At 52.5% G+C, this 25412-nt stretch carries 23 protein-coding genes and 1 other annotated feature; of the genes, 20 read left to right on the top strand and 3 right to left on the bottom strand.

Annotation, left to right across the window (positions count from 1 at the left end; translation table 11 throughout):
* Window positions 1–152: 152 nt before the first annotated feature.
* Window positions 153–701 carry a VOC family protein gene (locus JJU47_RS07390; RefSeq protein WP_228617735.1) on the bottom strand — a complete coding sequence of 183 codons (549 nt, stop codon included), beginning with the start codon at window positions 699–701 and terminating at the stop codon, window positions 153–155.
* 118 nt (window positions 702–819) lie between these two features.
* Between JJU47_RS07390 and JJU47_RS07385 the strand changes: the two genes are divergently transcribed.
* The 15 genes from JJU47_RS07385 (at window position 820) to JJU47_RS07315 (ending at window position 17413) form a co-directional block, all read left to right on the top strand.
* A complete protein-coding gene (locus JJU47_RS07385) occupies window positions 820–1542 on the top strand; it encodes a hypothetical protein (protein ID WP_228617733.1) in 723 nt (240 codons plus the stop codon).
* Window positions 1543–1609: 67 nt separating this feature from the next.
* Window positions 1610–3820, top strand: a complete 2211-nt coding sequence (gene recD2 / locus JJU47_RS07380) for an SF1B family DNA helicase RecD2 (protein WP_228617730.1) — start codon at window positions 1610–1612, stop codon at window positions 3818–3820.
* Window positions 3821–4128: 308 nt separating this feature from the next.
* Window positions 4129–6768 carry an alanine--tRNA ligase gene (alaS, locus tag JJU47_RS07375; RefSeq protein ID WP_228617728.1) on the top strand — a complete coding sequence of 880 codons (2640 nt, stop codon included), beginning with the start codon at window positions 4129–4131 and terminating at the stop codon, window positions 6766–6768.
* Window positions 6769–6805: 37 nt separating this feature from the next.
* A complete protein-coding gene (locus JJU47_RS07370) occupies window positions 6806–7072 on the top strand; it encodes an IreB family regulatory phosphoprotein (RefSeq protein ID WP_024369914.1) in 267 nt (88 codons plus the stop codon).
* 1 nt (window position 7073) lies between these two features.
* Window positions 7074–7496, top strand: coding sequence for a Holliday junction resolvase RuvX (ruvX, locus tag JJU47_RS07365; RefSeq protein ID WP_228617725.1), 423 nt, complete (start codon window positions 7074–7076; stop codon window positions 7494–7496).
* 13 nt (window positions 7497–7509) lie between these two features.
* On the top strand, window positions 7510–7806 hold the full coding sequence (locus JJU47_RS07360) for a DUF1292 domain-containing protein (RefSeq protein WP_024369916.1): 297 nt from the start codon (window positions 7510–7512) through the stop codon (window positions 7804–7806).
* A 71-nt stretch (window positions 7807–7877) separates the two neighbouring features.
* Window positions 7878–9020 (top strand): endolytic transglycosylase MltG, encoded by a 1143-nt coding sequence (mltG, locus tag JJU47_RS07355; protein WP_228617723.1) that lies wholly within the window; start codon window positions 7878–7880, stop codon window positions 9018–9020.
* Window positions 9021–9083: 63 nt separating this feature from the next.
* Window positions 9084–9725 (top strand): O-methyltransferase, encoded by a 642-nt coding sequence (locus JJU47_RS07350; RefSeq protein ID WP_228617720.1) that lies wholly within the window; start codon window positions 9084–9086, stop codon window positions 9723–9725.
* 16 nt (window positions 9726–9741) lie between these two features.
* Window positions 9742–10380 (top strand): uridine kinase, encoded by a 639-nt coding sequence (udk, locus tag JJU47_RS07345; RefSeq protein WP_228617738.1) that lies wholly within the window; start codon window positions 9742–9744, stop codon window positions 10378–10380.
* Window positions 10381–10443: 63 nt separating this feature from the next.
* Window positions 10444–10917, top strand: coding sequence for a transcription elongation factor GreA (greA, locus tag JJU47_RS07340; RefSeq protein WP_228617718.1), 474 nt, complete (start codon window positions 10444–10446; stop codon window positions 10915–10917).
* Between the two features lie 55 nt (window positions 10918–10972).
* Window positions 10973–11677, top strand: coding sequence for a 5'-methylthioadenosine/S-adenosylhomocysteine nucleosidase (gene mtnN, locus JJU47_RS07335; protein WP_228617715.1), 705 nt, complete (start codon window positions 10973–10975; stop codon window positions 11675–11677).
* A 75-nt stretch (window positions 11678–11752) separates the two neighbouring features.
* On the top strand, window positions 11753–12712 hold the full coding sequence (locus JJU47_RS07330) for a beta-ketoacyl-ACP synthase III (RefSeq protein WP_228617713.1): 960 nt from the start codon (window positions 11753–11755) through the stop codon (window positions 12710–12712).
* On the top strand, window positions 12709–13941 hold the full coding sequence (fabF, locus tag JJU47_RS07325) for a beta-ketoacyl-ACP synthase II (protein WP_228617711.1): 1233 nt from the start codon (window positions 12709–12711) through the stop codon (window positions 13939–13941). The genes JJU47_RS07330 and fabF overlap by 4 nt, the downstream gene beginning before the upstream one ends.
* Before the next feature lie 66 nt (window positions 13942–14007).
* Window positions 14008–15540: a peptide ABC transporter substrate-binding protein gene (locus JJU47_RS07320; RefSeq protein WP_228617709.1), complete on the top strand. Its 1533-nt coding sequence runs from the start codon at window positions 14008–14010 to the stop codon at window positions 15538–15540.
* A gap of 205 nt (window positions 15541–15745) precedes the next feature.
* Window positions 15746–17413 carry a peptide ABC transporter substrate-binding protein gene (locus JJU47_RS07315; protein WP_228617707.1) on the top strand — a complete coding sequence of 556 codons (1668 nt, stop codon included), beginning with the start codon at window positions 15746–15748 and terminating at the stop codon, window positions 17411–17413.
* Window positions 17414–17503: 90 nt separating this feature from the next.
* Here JJU47_RS07315 and trpS read toward each other — a convergent pair whose 3' ends face one another.
* Together trpS and JJU47_RS07305 are read right to left on the bottom strand one after the other, a co-directional pair.
* On the bottom strand, window positions 17504–18508 hold the full coding sequence (gene trpS, locus JJU47_RS07310) for a tryptophan--tRNA ligase (RefSeq protein ID WP_228617705.1): 1005 nt from the start codon (window positions 18506–18508) through the stop codon (window positions 17504–17506).
* A gap of 49 nt (window positions 18509–18557) precedes the next feature.
* Window positions 18558–18766, bottom strand: a binding site (T-box leader).
* A 45-nt stretch (window positions 18767–18811) separates the two neighbouring features.
* The gene (locus JJU47_RS07305) at window positions 18812–19180 is read right to left on the bottom strand and encodes a DUF3899 domain-containing protein (RefSeq protein ID WP_228617703.1); all 369 of its coding nucleotides are present in this window, start codon (window positions 19178–19180) and stop codon (window positions 18812–18814) included.
* Window positions 19181–19453: 273 nt separating this feature from the next.
* Here JJU47_RS07305 and JJU47_RS07300 point away from each other — a divergent pair, with 273 nt between their 5' ends.
* The 5 genes from JJU47_RS07300 to JJU47_RS07280 all read left to right on the top strand — a co-directional run bounded on the left by JJU47_RS07300 (window position 19454) and on the right by JJU47_RS07280 (window position 25371).
* Window positions 19454–21070 (top strand): peptide ABC transporter substrate-binding protein, encoded by a 1617-nt coding sequence (locus JJU47_RS07300; RefSeq protein ID WP_228617701.1) that lies wholly within the window; start codon window positions 19454–19456, stop codon window positions 21068–21070.
* Between the two features lie 302 nt (window positions 21071–21372).
* A complete protein-coding gene (gene opp3b, locus JJU47_RS07295) occupies window positions 21373–22299 on the top strand; it encodes an oligopeptide ABC transporter permease (RefSeq protein WP_228617699.1) in 927 nt (308 codons plus the stop codon).
* Window positions 22299–23324, top strand: coding sequence for an oligopeptide ABC transporter permease (gene opp3C, locus JJU47_RS07290; RefSeq protein WP_228617697.1), 1026 nt, complete (start codon window positions 22299–22301; stop codon window positions 23322–23324). Before opp3b ends, opp3C begins: the two co-directional genes overlap by 1 nt.
* A 23-nt stretch (window positions 23325–23347) precedes the next feature.
* Complete coding sequence (locus JJU47_RS07285) at window positions 23348–24421, top strand: ABC transporter ATP-binding protein (RefSeq protein WP_228617695.1); 1074 nt, start codon at window positions 23348–23350, stop codon at window positions 24419–24421.
* The gene (locus JJU47_RS07280) at window positions 24421–25371 is read left to right on the top strand and encodes an ABC transporter ATP-binding protein (RefSeq protein ID WP_024369932.1); all 951 of its coding nucleotides are present in this window, start codon (window positions 24421–24423) and stop codon (window positions 25369–25371) included. The genes JJU47_RS07285 and JJU47_RS07280 overlap by 1 nt, the downstream gene beginning before the upstream one ends.
* The last annotated feature ends 41 nt before the right edge of the window (window positions 25372–25412 follow it).

The raw sequence follows: 25412 nt of genomic DNA, 5'->3' as shown, positions 1-25412 counted from the left end.
GTCGAGCGAAGGAAACGCTTCAATCATGAAATAGAGCACATAGGTGAGTAGCGCGAGACAGGTCATGATGAATGGAGCGAAAAATTGCATGGGCCACAACCTTTTCCATTTTTTCTCATCTTATCATGCGGCTCGCTCGGCTTTCATCGAATTCACAACTGCTTCGTCGTGATCTTCACCGGCTCACCGGCGAACTCCCCGTACGCCTCATCCATGTTTTTCGTGTACAGCTCAATTACGTTATGGCTCGGGTCTTTAAAGTAGGCCGAGCGCTCTTTGCCGTTGACGGTCTCGTCTTCATCCCACGTCCGGAGTTTTGTCGGGATGTCGGACGAATTCAACACGTCGAGCGCTTGGTCGAACGAGTCCATCGGCACGTAAAAGGCGCAGTGGACGTGGGCACCGCCCTCGTCATAGAGCGTGTCCCATTCGGTGACGTCTTGGTTCCGGTTTGTGTTTTCTTTTTCCGTGAAGTTTCGTTTCAGCCAAAGACCGAGACGGGTGTTTCCGCCGACGTATAGCCATGTCGCCCACGGCTCATCCGCTTGTTCTTGCGCTTTGCTCGGCTCGGCGTCGTCACCGACCCATTGTTCGACGATGGGGAGACCGAGCTTTCCGTGCCAAAAAGCGACGGCTTCGGCCATATCGGTCACTTCTAGTACGAGCTCACATAGTCCGGTGACCGGGATTCGTTTCGTCATGTGTCATTCCTCCTTCGTAGGTTCACTCGAACAGTTCCCCGTTTGATTCGCTGAAAAACGTGCATAGCCGTCCGAGTGTTCGGGAAATGAACTATCAATGTGAGAGGGGAGAAATCATATGCGTATGTATAGTTTGGTCAGTGTCCTTGTCTTCTTCATCATCGAATGGTTCATGCTCGGAAGATTGTTTGAAGCGATTGATGTCCGGCTCGCTTCTGGCGAATGGACGAACAATCTCTTGTTCCGCGTCGTCGTCGAGTCAGAACGGGCGACGACCGCACTGCTCCTCTTGTTCGCGACGTTTTTCGTTATCGGGATCTTTATGCATTGGGTATTGTCGACAAACCGGTCTTGGATCAGAACGCTCGGAGACGTCGGAATCGCCTGGTTTGTGCCGCTTTTGTTGGCGATCGTGGCGTTCTTCGTTCCGAACGCCTATGTACAACTCGCGCTCGTGTTCTTGCAACTGTCGTTCATCCCGCTCATTCCGTTCGTCGGCCAGGCGGTAAGACTCGGGCACGTCGTCTTCAATTGGACCGTCCACGTCGCAGCTGCTGGTCTCGTCTTTCTTGTGCAGCGTCCATCGCTTGAGAAACTGTTCCGGGTTGAACGGACCGAGCTGCTCGAACGGTTGGAAGGGTACGTCAACAGTGGCGAGCTGGAACGGTTCGAACGGCTGCCGGAACGTGTCGATTTGGCACAGCTCGAACGCTTGTTCAATACGGTCGATATCGACCAGCTCGAGCGGCTGTTGAATCGGGTCGATATCGATCAACTGATTCGCATCCTTGAACGGGTCAACCTCGATCAACTGGAGCGGATTCTTAACGTGTTCAACTAGGCCATTTGTTCTCACCTTCCGAATCGGGCTATAATGGGGGATGGAAAACTAGCTGGGGGTGGCTCACATGATGGCAGCACCTTACGAGTTGACAGGAAAAGTCATCCGCGTCCTGTTTCAATCGGAAGAAGAAGCGCATACGATCGCGCTTGTACGTATAAAAGAAAAAAACTTTGAGACAGACGAGACCGAGATGGTCATCGCCGGTGTCGGTGTCGGCATCGAGAAAGGCGAGACGTATAAGGCGCATGGACGCCTCGTCGATCATCCACGGTTCGGTAAGCAGATGAAGGCGGATTGGATTCGCCGCGTCGTCCCGATGACGAAACGCGCCGCCATCCGTTTTTTGACGAACGGCTCGTTTCCGGGCATCGGTCAAAAGACGGCCCAAAAAATCGCCGACACGCTCGGTGACGACTGCATCGACCAAATCGTCAAACACCCGAGCGTGCTATCGAACGTGGACGGATTGAAAGAAAAGCAAGCCCGTGTCATCACCGAACGGTTGAACGTCTTGTACGGCGTCGACCAACTGCTGTTGTTTTTGGCCCCGTTCGATGTGACGCCGCGGCTCGCCTCAAAAATTCATAAAGAGTACGAAGGCCGGGCGATGGAGACGATTGAAAAAAATCCATACGCGCTCATGTATGACGTTCAAGGCATCGGTTTCAAAACGGCCGACGCCATCGCCGCGCATTTTGGCATTCAAGGCATTCACCCGGAACGCATCGCCGCGGCTGTCCTATACGTGCTCGAACTCGAGCAAGGGAACGGGCATCTGTTCGTCACGGCGGACCAACTTGCGAACGACATGCCGCGCATCATCGGTGGTGATCCGGGAGAAGCGCTCGTATCGGCGCTTGAGACGCTCGCGAACGATGAGCGGATCATCATCGAGGACGGCGTCGTCTATCATCCGCGCGTCTACCGGGCCGAACGAAAGGCAGCAGAAGAACTCGCCCGCATCATGTCGACGTCAACGACAGAAGACGTCGACATGGCGACGATTTTCGATGCCGTCGGCCGCGTCGAGGAGATGTTCTCGATCGAGTACGCCAAACAGCAACGGGAAGCGATCGAGCTCGCGTTGAAGTCGCCGCTCATGGTACTCACCGGCGGACCGGGTACCGGAAAGACGACGGTCGTCCGTGGAATCATCCACGCGCTTAGTGACGTCTTCGATTGGAAACTCGAACCGGTGCCGAATCAACCGTTCCCGTTCGTCCTCGCCGCACCGACCGGCCGGGCCGCGAAGCGTCTCAGTGAATCGACGGGCTTGCCGGCGTCGACGATTCACCGTCTGTTGAAGTTTGACGGCAGTTCGTTTCAAGTCGATGACACGAACCCGCTCGTCGGGAAAGTATTGATTGTCGATGAGGCGTCGATGATCGACATTTTCTTGTTCCGCAGCCTGCTTCGTGCCGTGCCGAACGGGATGAAAATCTTGTTCGTCGGTGACCGGGACCAGCTCCCGTCGGTCGGACCGGGCCAAGTGCTCGCCGACTTGATGGCGACAGATGGCATTCCGGTCGTCCGTCTCGACGTCGTTCATCGCCAGGCGTCCGAATCGAGCATCTTGCGTCTCGCGCACTCGCTGAACGCGAAACAAATGCCGGATGACTTGCTCGCCTCACTCCCGGACCGCCGTTTCTACACGGCGAACCAAGAGACGGCGCTCCAAGCCATCTGTCAGATGGCAGGGGCCGCGCTCCGGAAAGGCTACTCGCCGTTTGACATTCAAGTGCTCGCCCCGACGTATCGCGGCGTCTGCGGCATCGACGGATTGAACGAAGCGCTGCAAAACGTGTTCAACCCGAAATCGGCCGCCCGTGAAGTGAAACATGGCAACCGGACGTACCGGAACGGGGACAAAGTGCTCCAACTCGTCAATAACGCCGAGGAGAACGTGTACAACGGCGACATCGGCGAAATCACGAACATCTTTTTCGCGAAAGAGAACGTCGACAAAGTCGACAAGATTTACATCCGGTTCGACCAGACCGAAGTCGAATATAACCGGAGCGAGTGGGACCAGTTCACCCACGCCTATGCCATCACGATCCATAAGTCGCAAGGCTCCGAGTTTCCGATCGTGCTCATGCCCGTCTTTTTCACCGGCGGCTTCCGTTCATCCCGCAACTTGATTTACACGGCCGTCACCCGGGCGAAGAAGAGCTTGCTCTTGTTCGGGGACGTTCGAGCGCTCGAGGCGGCGACGCGGGAAGAGGAGCCGGTACGACGGACGAAACTCGTCGAACGGCTCGGTGGTAAGTCTTGACGGACGTATGAACACATGTGATAATGACGAATAGAAAACTGAAACGATTAAAGACGATGAAAGAACCGAGTACGTCGTCACCGCCTCATCAGAGACATCTTCCTAGGCTGCGAGAAGATGGGGGCCGGCCGACCGAAGCTAGTCTGGAGTCCCCACTCACCCTGGGCGCCTCATCCGCGTTATCGGATGTTCGAGGCACGGCTTTGCCGTGCGAACGAGGGTGGTACCACGAAGCGATGCTTTCGTCCCTTTCCATAGGGATGGACATCGCTTTTTTTCGTTTCGTTCAGAATAAGGAGGAATTGTTGATGAAACAGCTCAAACCATTAACTGGCGCACAGATTCGCCAAATGTATTTAGATTTCTTCAAATCAAAAGGGCATAGCGTCGAGCCGAGCGCCTCGCTCGTACCGGTCGAGGACCCGACGTTACTTTGGATCAACTCCGGCGTCGCGACGCTTAAAAAATATTTTGATGGACGCGTCATTCCAGCGAACCCGCGCATCGTCAACGCGCAAAAATCGATTCGGACGAACGACATCGAGAACGTCGGGAAGACGGCGCGTCACCATACGTTCTTCGAGATGCTCGGGAACTTCTCGGTCGGGGAGTACTTCCGTGAAGACGCCATCAAATGGGGTTGGGAACTGTTGACGAGCGACGAGTGGTACGGGCTTGACCCGGACCGTCTCTCCGTGACGATCCACCCGGAAGATGAAGAAGCGAAACAAATCTGGCTCGAACTCGGCGTGCCGGCAGACCGCATCATCCCGCTCGAAGAAAACTTCTGGGAAATTGGGGAAGGCCCGTCTGGACCGAACACGGAAATCTTCTTCGACCGCGGACCTGCGTTTGGCGACGACCCGACTGACCCGGAACTGTATCCGGGCGGTGAGAACGAGCGTTACCTCGAAATCTGGAACATCGTCTTCAGTCAATTCAACCATGACGGACACGGCAACTACACCGAGCTCCCACGGAAGAACATTGATACGGGGATGGGCCTCGAGCGGATGGCAAGCGTCATGCAAGACGTGCCGACGAACTTCGACACGGACTTGTTCATGCCGATCATCCGTGAGACAGAGAAAATCAGCGGCGAAACGTATCGCGCTGACAACAGCAAAGACGTGGCGTTCAAAGTTATCGCCGACCATATCCGGACCGTATCGTTCGCGATCGGTGATGGGGCTCTTCCATCGAACGAAGGCCGCGGCTACGTCCTTCGTCGTCTGCTCCGTCGTGCCGTTCGCTATGCGAAGATGCTCGGAATCGAGCGTCCGTTCATGTTTGAACTCGTCGACGTCGTCGGCGATATCATGGTCGACTTCTATCCAGAAGTACGCGAGAAGAAAGACTTCATCAAGAAAGTCGTCAAGAACGAAGAAGAGCGGTTCCACGAGACGCTTCATGACGGCCTTGCCATCTTGAACGAAGTCGCGAAAGCGCAAAAATCGGCCGGTTCGAACGTCATCAGCGGTGAAGACGCGTTCCGTCTCTATGATACGTATGGGTTCCCGCTCGAATTGACGATCGAATACGCGGAAGACCACAAACTTTCGGTCGACGAGGACGGCTTCAAACAAGCGATGAACGCGCAACGTGAACGTGCCCGCACGGCGCGTGCCGACGTCGAATCGATGCAAATCCAGTCAGGCGTCCTCGCGGATATCACACTCCCGTCGACGTTCACGGGGTATACGCACCTCGAGACGGACGCGAAAATCATCAGCTTGATTCACGACGGCGAACTCGTCGATGTCGTCGGAGCCGGTGAAGAAGCGCAAGTCATCCTTGACCAAACGCCATTCTATGCGGAAAGCGGCGGTCAAATCGGTGACAAAGGCCAAATCCAAGGCCCAGACTTCGTCCTTCACGTCAAAGACGTCTCAAAAGCACCGAACGGACAGAACTTGCACACGGTCACGGTCGTCTCAGGCGTTGCCAAAGCGGAAGTTGCCGTCACGGCGACGGTCGACCAAGCGTCTCGTCAAGCGATCATTAAAAACCATACGGCCACGCACTTGCTTCACCGCGCCTTGAAAGACACGCTCGGTGAACACGTCAACCAGGCCGGTTCACTCGTCACGCCAGATCGTCTGCGCTTCGACTTCTCGCACTTCGGTCAAGTGACGGCAGAAGAACTTCAGTCGATCGAGCGCCAAGTGAACGAACGGATTTGGGCGTCGATCGCTGTCGATATCGAAGAGATGAACATCGCCGATGCGAAAGCGAAAGGTGCGATGGCGCTCTTCGGTGAAAAGTATGGCGACGTCGTCCGTGTCGTCGCGGCCGGTGACTCGGTCGAACTTTGCGGCGGTTGCCACGTCGGCAACACGGCCGAGATCGGTCTTTTCAAAATCTTGTCAGAGTCAGGCATTGGCGCCGGGACACGCCGGATCGAGGCGGTCACAGGAGCTGGCGCGTACGAAGTGATGAACCAACATATCGAGACGCTCGAGTCAGCGGCTAAACTGCTCAAGACAAAACCGCTCGAAGTACCGGCTCGCGTTCAAGCACTTCAAGCCGAACTAAAAGACGTGGAACGTGCAAGCGAGTCACTGAAAGCAAAACTCGCCAATATCGAAGCGGCGTCACTCACGGATGCGATTGAGACGATTCAAGGCGTTCAATTGATTGCCAAACGGGTCGACGGCCAAGACATGGATGCGCTTCGCGGCATGGTTGATGAATTGAAAGGAAAACTCGGTTCAGCGGTCATCATTCTCGGCTCGGCGAACGGTGATAAAGTCAACCTCGTCGCCGGTGTGACGAAAGACTTGAACGACCGTGGCTTCCACGCTGGAAAACTCATCAAGGAAGTCGCGACTCGTTGCGGCGGTGGCGGTGGCGGCCGTCCAGACATGGCGCAAGCCGGAGGCCGTGATGCGACAAAACTGGACGAAGCATTGAAGTTTGCTTCACATTACGTCGAATCACTGGCATAATAGAATGTGAAGTGCAAACGGAAAGAGGTGGATTCTTGTGAGCCAAATGGATCGCACGATGCAATTCAATTTTCCAGAAGATGATAATCGCGCCAACACTCGGGAAACGCTGATCACAGTGTACAAAGCACTCGAGGAAAAAGGCTACCAACCGATCAATCAAATCGTCGGATACTTGTTGTCAGGTGACCCTGCCTATATCCCGCGTCATAACGATGCGCGAAACTTGATTCGCAAAATCGAACGAGATGAACTGCTCGAAGAGTTGGTCAAATCGTATTTGAACGATCGTAGAGAGGATTAATATGAAGCGAGTCATGGGGCTCGATGTCGGTTCGAAGACGATTGGGGTCGCTGTGAGCGACCTCATGGGATGGACGGCGCAAGGTGTGGAGACGGTCTATTGGACCGAGCCGGACTTTGATGAAGCCGTCCGTCTGCTCCGTCCGATCATCGAGCAGTACGATGTGTTAGAAGTCGTTGTCGGTCTCCCGAAGAACATGAACGGGACGATCGGGCCACGGGGCGAGGCGTCAGAGGCGTTTGCCGCTGCGCTCACCGAGGCGACGGGCTTACCGACGATTCTCGTCGATGAGCGCCTGACGACGATGCAAGCGGAACGGATGCTCATCTCAGCAGACGTCAGCCGTAAAAAGAGAAAGGCCGTCATCGATAAGATGGCAGCCGTCATGATTTTACAAAACTACCTGGATCGTTCCGGGAAATAAGGAGGAATTACTCATGGCAGAAATCCGTCGTGAAGAAGAAATGTACCGTATTCCAGATGAAAATGGAGACGAGCATTTATTTGCAGAAATTTTCCGTATGACGAGCGACCGCTCGAAAAAGACGTTCGTCGTCCTCGAGCCGGTCGGCAACCCGGAAACAGAAGATGAAGACACAATCGAAGTATACGCATTCGAAATCGAAGAACTTGAAGATGGCGAGTTCATCTTGAAGCTCGTCGAAGACGATGACGACTTCGAGGAAGTCATGGAAGCGTTCGACATCGTCAACGACGAAGTCGGTTTAGACTAATACGTGGAGGGGCGACTAGGGGAAACCCTCGTCGCCCATCTTCATAAAAGAAGAACAGGGGAGACACATGCATGAACTATCCATCGATGCCAGATGAGAAGCGTGCACGAAGCCGGATCGTTCGTCGAATCACGGTCATCATCCTTGCTGTCTTTCTTCTTGTCATCGCCACCGGTGCCGCCGTATCGTACGCTTTCGTGAAGCGGTCACTTGAGCCAGTGGACCCGGCCTCGACCGAAACGGTCGAAGTCGAGGTGCCGCTTGGTGCCGGCTCAGGTTACATTGGCGACCTACTCGAAGAGAATGGGCTCGTGAGGAATAGCGCGATTTTCCGTCTTTATACACGGTTTAAAAATGAATCATCGTTCCAAGCGGGGACGTATACGTTGTCTCCGTCACAGTCACTTGACGAGTTGATTGCCACACTGAAAACGGGTAAAGTGATCGTCGTACCGGACATCAAGCTCGTCATTCCGGAAGGGTTCACGATTGACCAAGTCATTAAACGGCTTGCGAATGTCGCAGAGCTCCCAGAGGAAGAGATTTCAGCTCAGCTAAGCGATGAGGAGTATATCCGTTCGCTCGTGGCTAAACATGAGATGTTGACCGACGAAGTGCTAGCGGACGGGATTTACCATCCGCTCGAAGGGTATTTGTTCCCGGCGACGTATGAGTTTGACAAAGGTGTCACGCTCACACAAATCATCGAAGAGATGCTGAAGCCGACAGAACAGCTTTATTTCGAGAATAAGGCGGCTCTTGAAGCGGCAGGACGTACGTTCCATGAGACGCTCGCCCTCGCTTCGGTCGTTGAGAAAGAAGCCGTCTCGACAGAAGACCGTCAAGAGATTGCCGGTGTCTTTGAAAACCGTCTTGCTGACGGCATGAGACTGCAGTCTGACCCGACCGTCTGGTACGGAACGGGGGAGACGTCGATTTTCACATCGTTCAATGACCTCCAAAACGATTCACTCTACAACACGTACAAGTATGCCGGCATCCCGATCGGTCCGATCGCATCGGTCAGCCGAGATGCGTTCACCGCGACGCTCAACCCGAACGACACGGAGAACGTCTATTTCTACGCACGTCCTCCACGTGAAGGGTTCCCGAACGGAGAAGTATTGTTTGAAGTGACGTATGAGGCGCATCAACAAAACGTCAACCAGTACCGACCGGAATGGGAAGCGTTTGAAGCAGCCAACAACAATTGACGGATCGACCGGAAGCTTTCGCTTCCGGTCGTTTGAATGAATAGAGAGTAAGAGGTGTCAACAGTGGAACATTCATCCTATGAAGGTTATGTGGAGAATTTGGTCACGCCTCGGTCACCGCTTTTAGCGGAGATGGAGGAGTTCGCCCGCGTTCATCACGTGCCGATCATGGACTTGACCGGGTCGGAAGTGTTGCTGTCGCTCCTCGCGATGCAACGCCCGGCCCGGATCCTTGAAGTCGGAACGGCGATCGGCTATTCGGCGATCCGAATGGCGGAGCTGTTGCCGTTCGCTGAAATCGTCACGATCGAACGAAACGCACGCCGGCACGAAGAGGCGCTGTCGTTCATCGGTCGTTCCGACGTGAAACATCGGATCACCGTCGTACACGGCGATGCTGTCGAATTGATCGGGTCGATCGAAGGCCCGTTTGACGCGGTGTTCATCGATGCGGCGAAAGGTCAGTATCAAAAATTTTTTGATGGGTATGGCGCTTTAGTACCAATTGGTGGTACGATTTACAGCGATAATTTATTTTTACGAGGAGACGTGCTGCTCGAAGACGTGTCAGTACTTGACCGCCGACGTCGCCGGCTCGTCCGTCTCGTGAAAGAATTTACAGAGCAATTGATGGCACGGACCGATTATCATACTGCAATTTTGCCCCTTGGTGATGGCCTAGCAATCAGTCGTAAATTACGATGAGGAGGATTTAACTTTGATGCAACATAAACCCGTCATTATCGGCGTGGCCGGGGGGACCGGATCAGGCAAGACGACCGTGGCCCGCGCGCTCGTGGATGCGTTCAAAGGACAATCGGTCGTCATGATCGAGCAAGACGCGTACTATAAAGATCAATCGGAGATGACGATGGAGGAACGGTACAAGACGAACTATGACCATCCGTTCGCTTTCGACAACGATCTATTGATCGAACACATCAAGCAGTTGCAGACGCATCAAGCGATTGAAAAACCGGTCTATGATTATGCGGCCCATACACGCTCGGATCAAACGATTTTGATCGAGCCGGTCGACGTCGTCATCGTCGAAGGGATTTTAGCGCTCGAAGACGACCGTCTTCGTGATTTGATGGATATTAAAGTGTTCGTTGACACGGATGCGGACGTCCGAATCTTACGTCGGATGCAACGTGACTTAAACGAGCGCGGCCGCTCGATCGACTCGGTCGTCGCGCAGTATACGAACGTCGTCCGCCCGATGCATTTGCAGTTTTGTGAGCCGACGAAGCGTTACGCGGACATCATCGTCCCGGAAGGCGGCGAGAACTTTGTCGCCATCGATCTGCTCGTGACGAAAATCCGCTGGGTGCTGACAGAACGCAACCGCACATACTAAATAAATCGTTTTCAATTTACCCCTAGCTGTAATATACTAGGAGACAATGAAGGAGTGACAGAAATGGCTGAAAAACAACATTACATGACGTTAGACGGAAAAGCGAAGATCGAAAATGAATTGAACGAACTGAAGACGGTGCGCCGTAAGGAAGTCGTTGAAAATATTAAAATCGCTCGTGACTTCGGCGATTTGTCGGAGAACGCTGAGTACGACGCAGCAAAAGAAGAACAAGCAATGGTCGAAGGCCGCATCGCACAACTTGAAGAGATGCTCCGTAACGCCGTCATCATCCAAGATGACGCAGCGGACAACTCGATGGTCGCAATCGGCAAGACCGTGACGTTCTTTATCCAAGCAGACAACGAAGAAGAGACGTACACAATCGTCGGTGGCGCCGAGGCCGACCCGTTCACAGGGAAAATCTCGAACGAATCACCAATCGCGAAAGCGGTTCTCGGCCGTACGGTCGGAGACGTCGTGAACGTGCAAACACCAGGCGGCGACATGGTCGTCGAAATTAAAGAAATCAAGTAAGGACAAACGAGCGACATCCATGTGGAGGTCGCTCTCTTTCTGAGGAGGCAACATGATGAAAATCGGGATCATCGGGGCGATGGAAGAAGAAGTGAACTTGCTCCGCAACGAATTGACAGAACGGACAGACACAGAAATCGCGAACTATCACTTTTATGAAGGTTACCTCGGGAACGTCGAGGTCGTCATCTTGAAGTCGGGCATCGGTAAAGTGAATGCGGCGATCGGAACGACGCTCTTGATTGACAAGTTCAAGCCTGACGTTGTCATCAACACCGGTTCGGCCGGCGGTTTCAAAAAAGGAATGAAAGTCGGCGACGTCGTCGTCTCGACAGAAGTCCGTCACCACGACGTCGACGTGACGGCGTTCGGCTATGAGTACGGACAAGTGCCGGGCATGCCTGCCGCTTACCCGGCGGACGAGTATCTCATGGATGTATGTAAAGAAGTGATCGAGAGCTTGCATGACGTGAACGTCCACACGGGACTCATTGTGACGGGCGACTCGTTCATCAACGACTCGAAACGCGTACAAGACATTCTCGGACATTTCGAAGGAGTGGCCGCGGTCGAGATGGAGGCGGCACCGATCGCACAGACGTGCTATCAGTTCGGCGTCCCGTTCGTCGTGACGCGTTCGATCTCAGATAGTGCCGATGAAGAGGCGAACTTATCGTTCGATGAGTTTTTGGAGACGGCAGCCATCAACTCGGCGAAAATGGTCATGGCCGTCACGAAACGGCTCGGTCAAAGTGAATAAATGAGAGGGATGCGTTGACATCCCTTTTTCATTCCCTTATATTAGTACCAGATACTAAGAATAGGGGTCAACATTATGAACATTGGAATCATTGGGATCGGTTCGTTCCTTCCGGCTAACCGGGTCACGAACATCGATTTGGAACAACGAATGGATACGAGCGACGAATGGATTCGGACCCGGACGGGCATCGAGGCCCGCCATTTGGCCGATGCGGACGTCACCGTGGCCGATATGGCGACACAGGCCGCCGAACGAGCGCTCAAGAGTGCGGGGATTGACATCGATGAGATCGACGCCATCGTTTGTGCCACGGCGACGGCGCCATCTTTCCCAGCGACCGCGTGTCTCGTCCAAGCGAACCTTGGGGCCAAGCGTGCCGTCGCTTTCGACGTCAGTGCGGCATGTAGCGGCTTCATCTTCGCGATGGACACGGCGAAGAGCTTGATGGTGTCAAAAGGCTTCAAGCGCACACTCGTCATCGGTGCGGAGAAGATGGGCAATCTGATTGATTGGGACGACCGTTCGACCGCCGTCTTGTTCGGCGACGGGGCCGGGGCCGTCGTATTAGGGGAAGACGACGTCGCTTCGATCGATTCGATCGTACTTGGCAGTGACGGTACGGGCGGCAAATATTTGTATGAGAATGACGAAGGCAAAATCGTCATGAACGGGCGTGAAGTATTCAAATTCGCCGTCCGTAAAATGCCAGACATCGTCCTCGAAGCGCTCGAACAGGCAGGGAAGACGATTGACGACATGGATGTGCTCGTTCCGCACCAGGCGAACCGACGCATCATCGACGCGGCCATCGAACGGTTAGGACTCGCTGAAGAAAAAGTCGTCGTCACGATTCAAGACCATGCGAACACGTCGGCCGCCTCGATTCCGCTCGCACTCGCCGCAGCGGTGCAAAACGGGAAAGTCGCGGCCGGACAGACGGTCGTCATCGCCGGCTTCGGAGCCGGGCTCACTTGGGGAGCGAGCTGTATCACTTGGAATAACGCTAACATCACGGAGGAGATTAGTTCATGAAACGAGTAGTCATTACAGGGTTAGGTGTCGTATCACCGTTAGGCAATGATGTCACGGAAATGTGGACACGGTTATTGAACGGGGACAACGCCGTCGACACGTTGACAAAAATCGATATCGACCAGTATCCGGCGAAAGTCGGGGCTGAAGTCAAATCGTGGGATATCAGCCATTTGGTAGAGCCGAAAGAGATCCGCAAGATGGACTCGTTTATCCAATATTCGATTTTAGCGGCAGACGCCGCTCACAAAGATAGCGGACTCGATGTCGCAGCCGCTCCTGACAAAGTCGGAACGTGGATCGGAAGCGGGATTGGCGGCGTCGAGACGATCGACAAGCAGTCGGCCGTGCTTCACGAGCGCGGGCCGCGCCGTATCAGTCCGTTCTTCATCCCGATGATGATCCCGAACATGGCGAGCGGCCAAGTGTCGATCTACCTCGGGGCGAAAGGACCGAGCAACTGCTCGGTGACGGCTTGTGCATCGGGCACGAACTCGATCGGGGAAGCGTTCCGTGTCATTCAACGTGGTGACGCGCTCGCCATGTTTGCAGGCGGTGCCGAGGCGCCGATCACTCCGCTCTCGTTCGCAGGATTTTGTGCGAACAAAGCATTGTCGACGAATCCAGACCCGGAAACGGCGTGCCGCCCGTTCGATGAGAACCGAGACGGTTTCATCATGGGAGAAGGCGCTGGTGTGCTCGTTCTCGAGGAATACGAGCATGCGAAAGCGCGCGGTGCGAAAATTTACGCTGAAGTCGTCGGCTACGGCATGAGCTCGGACGCGTACCATATCACGGCGCCGTCCCCAGAAGCGGAAGGCGGTTCGAAAGCGATGAGCGAGGCGCTCCGCGACGCAGGAATTCGCCCTGAGGACGTCCAGTACATTAACGCCCACGGGACGAGCACGCCGCTCAACGACATGCTCGAGACGAAAGCGATTCGGAACGTGTTCGGGGAACATGCCGATAAACTCGCCGTCAACTCATCGAAATCGATGATCGGGCATTTGCTCGGCGCGGCCGGGGGCGTAGAAGCCGTCATTACGGCGCTGTCGATCCATGAAGGGAAGATTCATCCGACGATCCACTGTGCGTCACCCGCAGCGGATTGTGACCTCGACTACGTTCGAGAAGGAAACCGGGAACTTGATATCCAGTATGCACTGAGCAACTCACTTGGCTTCGGGGGCCACAACGCGACGCTTGCTTTCGCGAAAGTGACAGACTAATAGTAGAAAATCGTACCAAAAACGGGTAGGGTATAAGGGTTGGTCTAACAGAGAGGAGAATGCGAGATGAAACGATTTTTCATCGGTGCCGCCTTGTTAGGTTCAGTCCTTATCCTTTTTTTCATCCTTTGGTACGGACAACGAGACACGGCACGAGAACTGGCATCACCAGAAGAACAAGTGATCACGATCCACGGAGAGACGTTACCGGAGCAGCCGAACACGCTACTCGCCATCGATCCGAGCTCGCAGACGATCTTGTCCCACATTTATGAAGGGTTGTATCGATTCGGAAACGACGGTTCAGTCGAGCCGGGGCTCGTCGAATCGATGTCGCGGTCGGATGACGGGACGACATATACGTTCACGTTAAAAGACAGCCAGTCATTCAACGGCGAGGCGGTGACGGCCGAGACGTTCGTCGAGCGATTCCGCATGCTCGCCGACGATGACACGAATTCCCCGTTCAGTTTCTTCTTAGAAGATGTCGTGAACGGAAAAGCGGTCAGCCTCGGGACGAACGAACCGGAGACGCTCGGTGTTCGGGCGCTCGATCCATCGACACTTGAAGTGACGCTTGAACGGCCGATGGAAGGATTCGAAGAAATCCTCGCCATGCCGGCTTTCCTACCCCAAACAGGGATTGGCGAATGGCAAGAACTTGACGGGAACGGCCCGTTCCATATCGAGTCGATTGACGCGGCCCAGATGACGCTCGTCAAAAACGAAAAATATCACGAAGCGGATGATGTCATGATCGAGAAAATTACCGTATGGGCCGATGCGGCACTCGATCAAGAGACGACCGGCATCCATCCAATCCCGTACGGTACGGAAGAAGCCGCTTTCGAATCGTTCGAAGGGGAAATCGTCGATATCCCGCGGAGCGGCGTCTTCTATTTAAAACCGAACGTCGACGAGTATCCGTTTGATGACACCGAGTTCAGACAAAGCCTCGCCCTTGCGCTTGACCGGGAGGTGATCGCTTCGAAACTCGCACGGGCCGAGCGGCCGACGGAGCGCTTGCTCGTCATCGATGAGACGGAAGCGAACGCCGCACTCGAAGGGGATGCGGCCGAAACGTTCGAAACCGTGAAAGAACGGTTGCAACAAGAAACGATCGAAATCGAGCTTCTCAGCTTCGTCGACGATGAAGCGAGACAAATTGCCCAGTCGATCAAGCAAGACTTTGAACAACTCGACGGACTCACCGTCAACATCATCGAACTTCCGCTCGGTGAGAAAGTTAGGAAAGAAGTCGCAGGGGATTATGCGTTGTCACTCTCGGGATGGCAACCGGACTCCCCCGGGCTTAGCGCTTATTTGACCCAGTTCGAGACGGACAATTATTTAAACTCGAGCGGTTACGCCGACGAAACGTACGATCAACTGATGGCGGACGCTCGGGCGACAGAGGCGTTGGCAGCGCGCGATGCGAAGTATCGGCAAGCTGAACAGCACTTGCTCGATCAAGCTGTCGTTATTCCAATCTATCAAGCTGGAAGAACGTACGCGGTCGATGGCAAATATGCGGAAATTGGATTTCCAGTCATCGGTCCTTCGTACGTCCTACATTTTTCGAAAGTTTATAAAAAATGAGCAAAAAGCCCGTCTTTTTAGGCGGGCTTTTCGACTATGGTAAAAATTTTTTAGAAAAATCAAAATAAATACTTTGCAAAATTATCAGAATATTGTATTATTGCTTCAACGGGATTGTGGTAGCAAATTTTGTAAAGTGGAAAATGACTGAATTTTCTACCATCGTTCATTCTGTTAAACCGAAAAAAATCAGGGGGTCATCGCAATGAATAAGAAAAAAGGTTTTGCTTTAGCAACGTCAGTCACGCTCATCTCGAGTGCGTTTCTAGCAGCTTGCTCGGGTGGGGACGACACGACTAACAACGAAACAGGTTCAAACGGATCTGGTTCAGAAGGTACGCCGGATGAAGCGCAAGTCCTCAACTTGCTCGAAGGTTCAGATATTCCTTCACTTAACCCGACGCTCGCTACTGACTCAGTATCGTTCAACGTATTGAACAACGTTATGGAAGGTCTTTATCGCATGGACGAAGAAGACAACCCAACACCTGGTATGGCCGAATCACACGAAGTATCTGAAGACGGCTTGACTTACACGTTCAAAATCCGTGAAGGCGCTACTTGGTCAAACGGAGAGCCTGTAACGGCTAACGACTTCGAATACGGTTGGAAAGAAGTATTGAACCCGGATAACGGTTCACAATATGCATACGTCATGTCACCAATCGAAGGTGCTGATGAATATAATACAGGCGATGGCGAGCGCGATGCAGTCGGCGTCACAGCTGTCGATGAGCAAACACTTGAAGTTAAATTGAAAGCACCAGCTGATTACTTCCTCGGTCTCACAAGCTTCGGCGTATTTATGCCTAAACTTGAGTCATTCGACCAAGAGCAAGGCGAGAACCTCGGGACGTCTGCAGAGACAACTCTTTACAACGGACCGTTCAAACTCGAAAACTGGGAGCGCGAACAAGGCTGGAAAATGGTTAAAAACGAAGAGTATTGGGATGCAGAATCAGTCAAACTTGACGAGATCAACTTCCGCGTCGTAAAAGAAGTCCAAACGGGCGTTAACTTGTACGAGAACGGTGACGTTGACCGCACTGGCTTGACTTCTGAGCTCGTTGCCCAGTTCCAAGACAGCGAAGACTTCTCAACTGTCGTCGAACCTACACTCTTCTACCTCCAATTCAACTCAGCTGTAGAAGCGCTTGACAACCAAAACATCCGTAACGCGATCGACCGCGCTTACGATAAAGCAGCAATCTCAGAGACGCTCCTCGCGAACGGATCGATCCCTGCGAACTACCTCGTACCGAAAGACTTCGTAACAGGTCCTGACGGCAACGACTTCCGTGACATCAACGGAGACATCGGCGGCTACGACCCAGAAGAAGCGAAGCAACTTTGGGAAGCTGGACTTGAAGAACTCGGTACAGACACAGTTGAACTTGAGTTCTTGAACTACGACTCAGAGACTGCGAAGCAAATCGGTGAGTTCATCAAAGGTGAACTCGAGAAGAACCTCGAAGGTATGACTGTCACAATCAAGCAACAACCGTTCAACAACAAACTTGAACTCGAAAGCGCTGGCGATTTCGAAATGTCATTCGCTGGTTGGGGACCTGACTACCAGGATCCAATGACATTCGTTGACCTCTTCGTCACTGACGGACCATACAACCGTGGTAAGTGGTCGAACGAAGAGTTCGATGCACTCATCGAATCGGCGAAAACAAGCACAGATGCTGAACAGCGTTGGGCTGACCTCGCAGCAGCAGAGAAAATCGTTCTTGAAGAGAGCGCAATCTCACCAGTTTACCAACGGGGATCGGCTCGCCTCACGAAGCCATACGTGAAAGACATCGTTGAACACGCGTTCGGCGCTGACTACTCGTACAAGTGGGCATTCATCGAAGGTAAAGAATAAGATTACACATCACTGAGAGAGACAGGGACGCCTGTCTCTCTTTTTTGTGCGTAAAAAAACACCGCTCGAATGAAAGAGCGGTGCGGCAGTTTATCCTTTTTTCACTTTGGCACGTTTGCGGCTGAGTCCCATCGCTTTCTCGATTTTGGCGAGGTTTTTGTTGGCGACGGCTTCTGCCTTTTCACGTCCGGCATCCAAGATGGCATCGAGTTCGGCTGAATCGACGAGTTCGTGGTAGCGGGCTTGGATCGGTTCGAGCAAGGCGACGACCGCTTCGGCGACGTCTTGTTTGAACGTGCCGTAGTTCGAGTCTTTATATTTTTCAACAAGTTCTTCGATCGGCGTGTCGGTAGCGAGTGAGTAAATCTCGAGCAAATTCGAGATGCCCGGTTTGTTCTCACGGTCAAATGAGATGATACCGCTTGAATCCGTGACAGCCCCTTTGATTTTTTTGCGGATGACGTTCGGTTCATCGAGCATCGAAATATACCCTTTCGCGTTCGCGTCCGATTTTGACATTTTCTTCACCGGGTTCGTCAAACTCATGATGCGGGCGCCTTCTTTTTGAATGAGCGGCTCCGGGATGGTGAACGTCTCGTAATAACGTTTGTTGAAACGTTCCGCCAAATCACGCGTCAATTCGACGTGTTGTTTTTGATCGTCTCCGACCGGGACGAGCTCCGTTCCGTAAAGAAGGATGTCCGCGGCCATGAGCGTCGGATAGATGAAGAGACCGGCCCCGACGTTATCGCCGCCTTGCGACTTGTCTTTGTACTGGGTCATGCGACCGAGTTCACCCATACCAGAGATACACGTCAACATCCAGCCGAGCTGAGCGTGCGCTTTCACTTCGGATTGGACGAAAATTGTCGCTTTCTCCGGGTCGAGGCCGCAGGCGAGATAGAGCGCGGCGAGTTTCCGTGTGTTGTCCATCAATTCGATGCGGTCGAGTGGGACGGTGATTGAATGCAAATCGACGACGCAGTAAAATGCGTCGTGCTCGTCTTGAAGATCGACGAACTGTTTCATCGCGCCTAAATAGTTGCCGAGCGTGACAACGCCGGTCGGTTTAATACCTGAAAAGATTTTTGCCATGATTGCACCTCCAAAGAATATAAAAAAACCGCGGTCTTCCGCCCGAATAGATCGGGACGAATTACCGCGGTGCCACCCAAATTTGCATGAACCCATGCCACTTGAACGCGTTAACGGGCGTGAACCGTCTCGCCATACTCTAAATTCAAGCGAGCCATTCCGAAGTCCATTCACTCGATCGCTTCCATCTACTCACAGCAACGTAGACTCTCTGGGGGACAGCGGGTTCGACCTACTTCTCTTCTTCCATATGTTTCTTTTATTCTCATTTCAGTTTAGCATACGGACGAAAAAACGGGAAGGTCAAACGAACGAGAGGGCGAACGAGACGAGAATACTCACGATGCCGATATAAATCCAACGCCGAGCGTTTTGTTTCCGTTCGGTCCGTTCCTCCGGTGTCGCATCTTCGTCTTCTTCATAGTCCGGATCGATTTCTTTCAATTTCGCTCGTCGATTCCGCTTGAAGCCGTACATGATGCCGTCGAATAGACCGGATGCGCTCATTTGTGAGAACATGCCGATCGCGAAGACGATCATCCCGCCGACGAACAGTCCACCGCTCACATGGAATAAAAACGTTTCCGGCCGATAGTACGATGCATACGACCAAATCGTGTATGTAATTGTGACAATCCCTAAAACGATTAATATCGCTCTAAAATTTTTCAATGTGTCAAACTCCTTTCAACCGGATGACTTAAATCGGCTCCCATCCTTCATGGCTCTATGATACTAGTAGTTCTATCGTTCTGGCGAGAGAGAAGTTTGAAAAATGAGAGCGGTTTATCAACTAGTTGACAGTTTGATTAAAAATTTTTTACAATAGCCCTAACGTTCTTTCGTCGGATACTTTATGAAATATTCAGAAAATTAAAGAAAAAAGTAAGATGTTACGTTCCGACGATGCGCCAAGCAATATAGTTTCAGAAAGGGGATATCACTATGAAGAAAAAATCGATCTTGCTAATGATGACACTCATCTTAGCGCTCGGTTCAGTACTCGCCGCTTGTTCGACTGGCGGAGACTCTGACGGCGGTTCATCTTCGAACGGAGAAAAAGTACTCCGCTTGACAGATACGTCTGACATTACGACAGCCGACCCGGCACTTGCAACAGACGCGGTCGCATTCAACTTGATTGCGAACACGATGGAGGGACTTTACCGCCTCGATAAAGACGGTCAAGCCGTACCAGCGATGGCAGAAGGCGAGCCGGAATTGAACGAAGACGAGACCGTCTACACGTTCACACTTCGTGACGCCGAGTGGTCAAACGGAGAACCGGTCACAGCGAACGACTTCGTCTACGCATGGCAACGCGCCGTCGACCCTGAAACAGGTTCACAATACGCTTACATCATGAGCACGCTCAAAAACGCGGACGCGATCAACGCGGGCGACGTTCCAAAAGAAGAGCTCGGGGTGAAAGCTATCGATGAGAAGACACTCGAAGTCACACTTGAGCGTCCAGACCCATCGTTCCTCTCACTCACGTCGTTCGGTACGTTCACACCGGTCAACGAAGCGTTTGCAACTGAAAAAGGTTCAGACTTCGCGACGAACGTCGACAACCTTCTTTACAACGGACCGTTCACATGGTCGCAATGGGATCGTGAGCAAGGCTACGTTTTGACGAAAAACGACACGTATTGGGACAAAGACAACGTCGCTCTCGACAAAGTCGATGTTCGTGTCGTCAAAGAGACATCGACAGTCGTCAACTTGTTCGAAGCTGGTGAAGTCGACTACGCCGGCCTCGCTTCAGAGCAAGTCGCTGCCTTCCAAGACAGCGAAGACTTCAACACAGGTCTCCGTTCAGCCGTCGGATACTTCAAGTTCAACCACGAAGATGAAGTGTTCGCTGACGTGAACGCCCGTAAAGCGGTCGCACGCGCGGTCGACCCGTCTGGGATCATCGACCAACTTTTGAACAACGGTTCGATTGCAACGACATCTTTCATCCCGAAAGACTTCATCAAATATGAAGACGGAACGGATTACACAGAAGGTCTTCAATACTTTGAGACGAACGCAGACGAAGCGGCGACGCTTTGGGAAGAAGCGACGGGCGGCGAAGCGCTCACAATCGAACTTCTCTCATTCGACTCTGAAGTATCGAAACAAATCTCTGAGTACATGAAAGGCCAAATCGAGGCAAACTTGCCGAACGTGACGGTCAACATCGCTCAACAACCGTTTAACAATAAACTCGAGCGTGAAGCGAGCGGGGACTACCAGATTTCATTCGCCCTTTGGGGTCCTGACTATCAAGATCCGCTCACAAACCTTGGGATCTTCACATCGAACAACGGTCAAAACGACATCAACTACAGCTCGGCCGATTACGATCGTCTCATCGACGAAGCGTCAGCTGAGACGGCAATTGATGCCCGTTATGACAAGTTTAAAGAAGCTGAACAATTGTTGATCGAACAAGACCAAGCGATCATGCCGATCTATCAAGCAGGTGTCGCTTACTTGATTCGTCCAAACGTCGAAAACTTCAACCGTCAACTATTCGGTGCTGACTACCAGTACAAATACGTCGACATCAACTAAAGAGCGCGGGGGCATGCGACAGCATGTCCCCCGTTTTCTAAAAAAAAATTAGAAATAAGAGAAAACACTATTCAAATGTTTTGTTGGTAAAGTATAATGTAGTAACAGTGAAAATTCAGAATACTTCATAAAGTGAGTACTTTGCGATTTTCATGTGCTGTACTAAGAGCCTTGAGATGACGTTTGACCTATTCTTTCAGAAAATTCCTTTCATTTTGTGAATTCAAGAATAGGGAAATATGTCATAGTGACGCTGTTGGTGCAAGCATAGATATATTTAGAAAAACAGGGGGTTTTTATTTATGGGACGTTATCTTTTGCAACGGCTGACTTACGGCCTCATCACGTTCTTCTTGATTGCGACGTTCACATTTTTCCTGATGGACCTGTTACCGGGTTCGCCGTACCAAAACCAGGAGAAATTGACGGATACGCAAATTCAAATCTTGAACGATCGTTACGGACTCAACGATCCACTTCCGGTTCGTTATGCGACTTACATGGGGAACCTGTTACAAGGTGACCTCGGCATTTCATTCCGTACGGCTAACCGTCCAGTGACGGAATTGATTATGGAACGAATCGGTCCATCGGCCCAGTTAGGTGCTCAAGCGTTGATACTCGGTACGTTCGTAGGACTATTGCTCGGAATCGTGGCGGCAATTCGTCATAACACGTTCATCGATTATGGTTCAATGTTCGTCTCTGTTATCGGGATTTCCGTCCCATCGTTCGTCTTTGCGGCCCTCCTTCAGTACTATGTGGGCGTAAAGTGGGGCGTATTGCCTGTTGCGTTCTGGGATTCTCCGGCGCACACGATCTTACCGACCATCTCGCTCTCGCTCGGGGTTACGGCTTCGATTGCCCGTTTCGTCCGGACTGAGATGCTAGAAGTCACCGGTCAAGATTACGTCACGCTCGCCAAGGCGAAAGGGCTGACGGGGAATGCCATCGTGTGGAAACACATGGTGCGTAACGCCATCATTCCGGCCATCACGATTCTTGGCCCGATGACAGCTGCCTTATTGACAGGGACGTTCGTTATCGAGAAAATCTTTGCCGTGCCAGGACTTGGTGAATTGTTCGTTACGTCGATTACGTTGAATGACTATTCGGTCATCATGGGTACGACCCTGTTCTTCTCGGCGCTCTTCATCTTGATCATTTTACTCGTCGATTTGCTCTACGGAGTCGTTGACCCACGTATTCGTCTTGGGGGGGATAACTGATGATTGAAAATAAAAAAAAATACGAGCAGTTCGACCAAGACATGTTCCAACCGGTCGAAATGAACGAACAGCTCGCTGAACGGATCGCAGGAAAAAGTTTAAACTTCTGGCAAGATGCATGGATGCGCTTAAAGAAAAACAAAGCAGCCATCATTTCGCTATCGGTCATTTTAATTCTCGTCGCACTCGCGCTCTTCGGACCGATGCTGTCAGGACGCGACGCGTATACACAAAACATCGCGCAAGCGAAACTTCCGCCAAAAGTCACAGGACTTGAATGGGCCGGATTTGACGGCATGGCTAACCTCGGTGGCCGTGATATCAACTTCTATGAACAAAAGAACGTCGAAGAGAACTACTGGTTCGGGACCGACTACCTCGGCCGTGATCTTTGGTCACGGATTTGGGAAGGGACACGCATCTCGCTCTTTATCGGTCTCGTCGCCGCGATCATCGATACGGTCATCGGTGTGGCGTACGGCGGAATTTCGGCTTACTTCGGTGGCCGCGTCGATAACATCATGCAACGGTTCGTAGAGATTTTGACAGGTGTACCAAACTTGATTTTGATCATCTTGTTCATTTTGATCTTTGACCCAGGGGTCTTCACCATCATCTTGGCGATGACCATCACCGGTTGGATCGGGATGAGTCGACTCGTCCGCGGGCAGATCTTGAAACTAAAAAACCAAGAGTTCGTTTTGGCTGCCCGCACGCTCGGTGCTTCAAGCAATCGTTTGATCTTCAAACACTTGATCCCGAACACGCTCGGCGCCATCATCATCACACTCATGTTCACGATTCCATCTGCCATCTTCTTCGAGGCGTTCCTCAGCTTCATCGGGATCGGACTTCAACCGCCACAAGCGTCACTCGGTACGTTGATCAATGACGGATATAAAGAGCTACGGACGTTCCCGTACCTCCTCGTCATCCCATCGACGATCATCGTCTTGCTCATGGTCAGCTTCAACTTGCTTGCCGACGGCTTGCGTGATGCGTTCGACCCGAAAATGCGTAAATAACTTAGAAAGAGGGGGACTCGTGCATGGAAACGATTTTATCTGTCCGAGACTTAGCGGTCTCGTTCCATACGTACGCTGGTACGGTACAAGCCGTTCGCAACGTATCGTTTGATTTGAAAAAAGGCGAGACGCTCGCAATCGTAGGTGAATCGGGTTCTGGTAAATCCGTCACGTCGAAAGCGATCATGCGTCTCATCCCGAACCCGCCAGGTGAGATCACGAACGGAGAAATCTTGTTCGAAGGAAAAGACTTGGCCAAACTTTCGGAAAAAGAAATGCTCAAAATCCGCGGTCGCGACATCGCGATGATTTTCCAAGATCCGATGACGTCGCTCAACCCGACGATGACGATCTATAAGCAAATCGCCGAAGGATTGAAACAGCACCAAGGGCTTACAGGGGAAGATGCGAAGAAGCGTGCGCTCGAATTGCTCACGCTCGTCGGCATCCCGAACCCGGAAGCTCGTCTGAAGCAATATCCGCACCAATTGTCAGGTGGGATGCGTCAACGGATCGTTATCGCGATCGCGCTCGCATGTAACCCGAAAGTGTTGATTGCTGATGAGCCGACGACAGCGCTCGACGTAACGATTCAAGCGCAAATTTTAGAATTGTTGAAAGATATTCAACAAAAGACAGGTACAGCCATCATCTTCATCACGCACGACCTCGGTGTCGTCGCGAACATGGCTGACCGTGTCGCTGTTATGTATGCCGGTAAAATCGTCGAAAAAGGAACGGTCGATGAGATCTTCTACGAGCCACGTCACCCATACGCATGGGGACTGCTCGGCTCGATGCCGCGTCCGACGGATGATCCGAACGAAGCGCTCCCGGCCATCCCGGGTACGCCTCCTAACTTGTTGAACCCGCCGACAGGCGATGCGTTCGCACCGCGTAACCCGTACGCGATGAAGATTGATTTTGAGAAAGAGCCACCGATGTTCCAAATTAGCGACACGCACTACGCGGCGACATGGTTGTTGCACCCGCAAGCACCGCAAGTGACGCCGCCACAAGCGATCATCGACTTGGCGCTCAAATATCGTCCAGACAGCGCGTTCGCGAAATCGCTAGTGAAAGGTGGTGCTGAATAATGGAACGTGAGAAATTATTAGAAGTACGAGACCTGAAGCAGCACTTTAAAATTGGTCGAGGCCGTGTCGTCAAAGCGGTCGACGGCATCTCGTTTGATATTTACAAAGGAGAAGTACTCGGTCTCGTCGGAGAATCTGGTTGTGGAAAATCGACAACTGGACGCACGATCATCGGACTTTACGATGCGACAGACGGAGACGTCATCTTCAAAGGCGAGAACGTTCACGATAAGAAGTCGAAAGCGGAGAAGTTGAAGTTCAACCGCGCGATGCAAATGATCTTCCAAGACCCATACGCGTCGCTTAACCCGCGGATGACGGTCGCTGATATCATCGCGGAAGGAATCGATATCCACGGTCTCGCGAAGACGAATGAAGACCGGATGAACCGTGTCTATGATCTTCTCGAGACGGTCGGTCTCACGAAAGAACACGCGAGCCGTTACCCGCACGAGTTCTCGGGCGGACAGCGTCAACGGATCGGGATTGCCCGTGCTCTCGCGGTCGAACCGGACTTCATCATCGCCGATGAGCCGATTTCGGCACTTGACGTGTCGATTCAAGCACAGGTCGTCAACTTGATGAAAGAACTGCAACGCGACCGTGATCTCACTTACTTGTTCATCGCCCACGACTTGTCGATGGTCAAGTATATCTCGGACCGAATCGGCGTTATGTATCAAGGTCACCTCGTCGAGCTTGCTCCGGCGGAACTCCTGTACGATAACCCGATTCACGCTTACACGAAGTCGCTCTTGTCGGCGATCCCGCTTCCGGATCCAGAGCATGAGCGGACCCGTAAACGGATCGTCTATGAGTCGAAGTCACTCGGTGCCGTCGGACGTTCGGATGAAGATTCAAGCATCCCGCCGCTCCGTGAAGTCGAGCCAGGTCATTTCGTCTCGTTGACAGATGAAGAATATGAGGCTTATAAAGCTCAGCTCGTTTAATGGAGCAAACCCCGAATCGATCGATTCGGGGTTTTTTGCAC

Origin of the sequence: Exiguobacterium sp. (assembly GCF_020832205.1) — a bacterium.
Taxonomy (GTDB): Bacteria; Bacillota; Bacilli; order Exiguobacteriales; family Exiguobacteriaceae; genus Exiguobacterium.
This window is presented reverse-complemented; position numbering and strand designations above follow the sequence as displayed.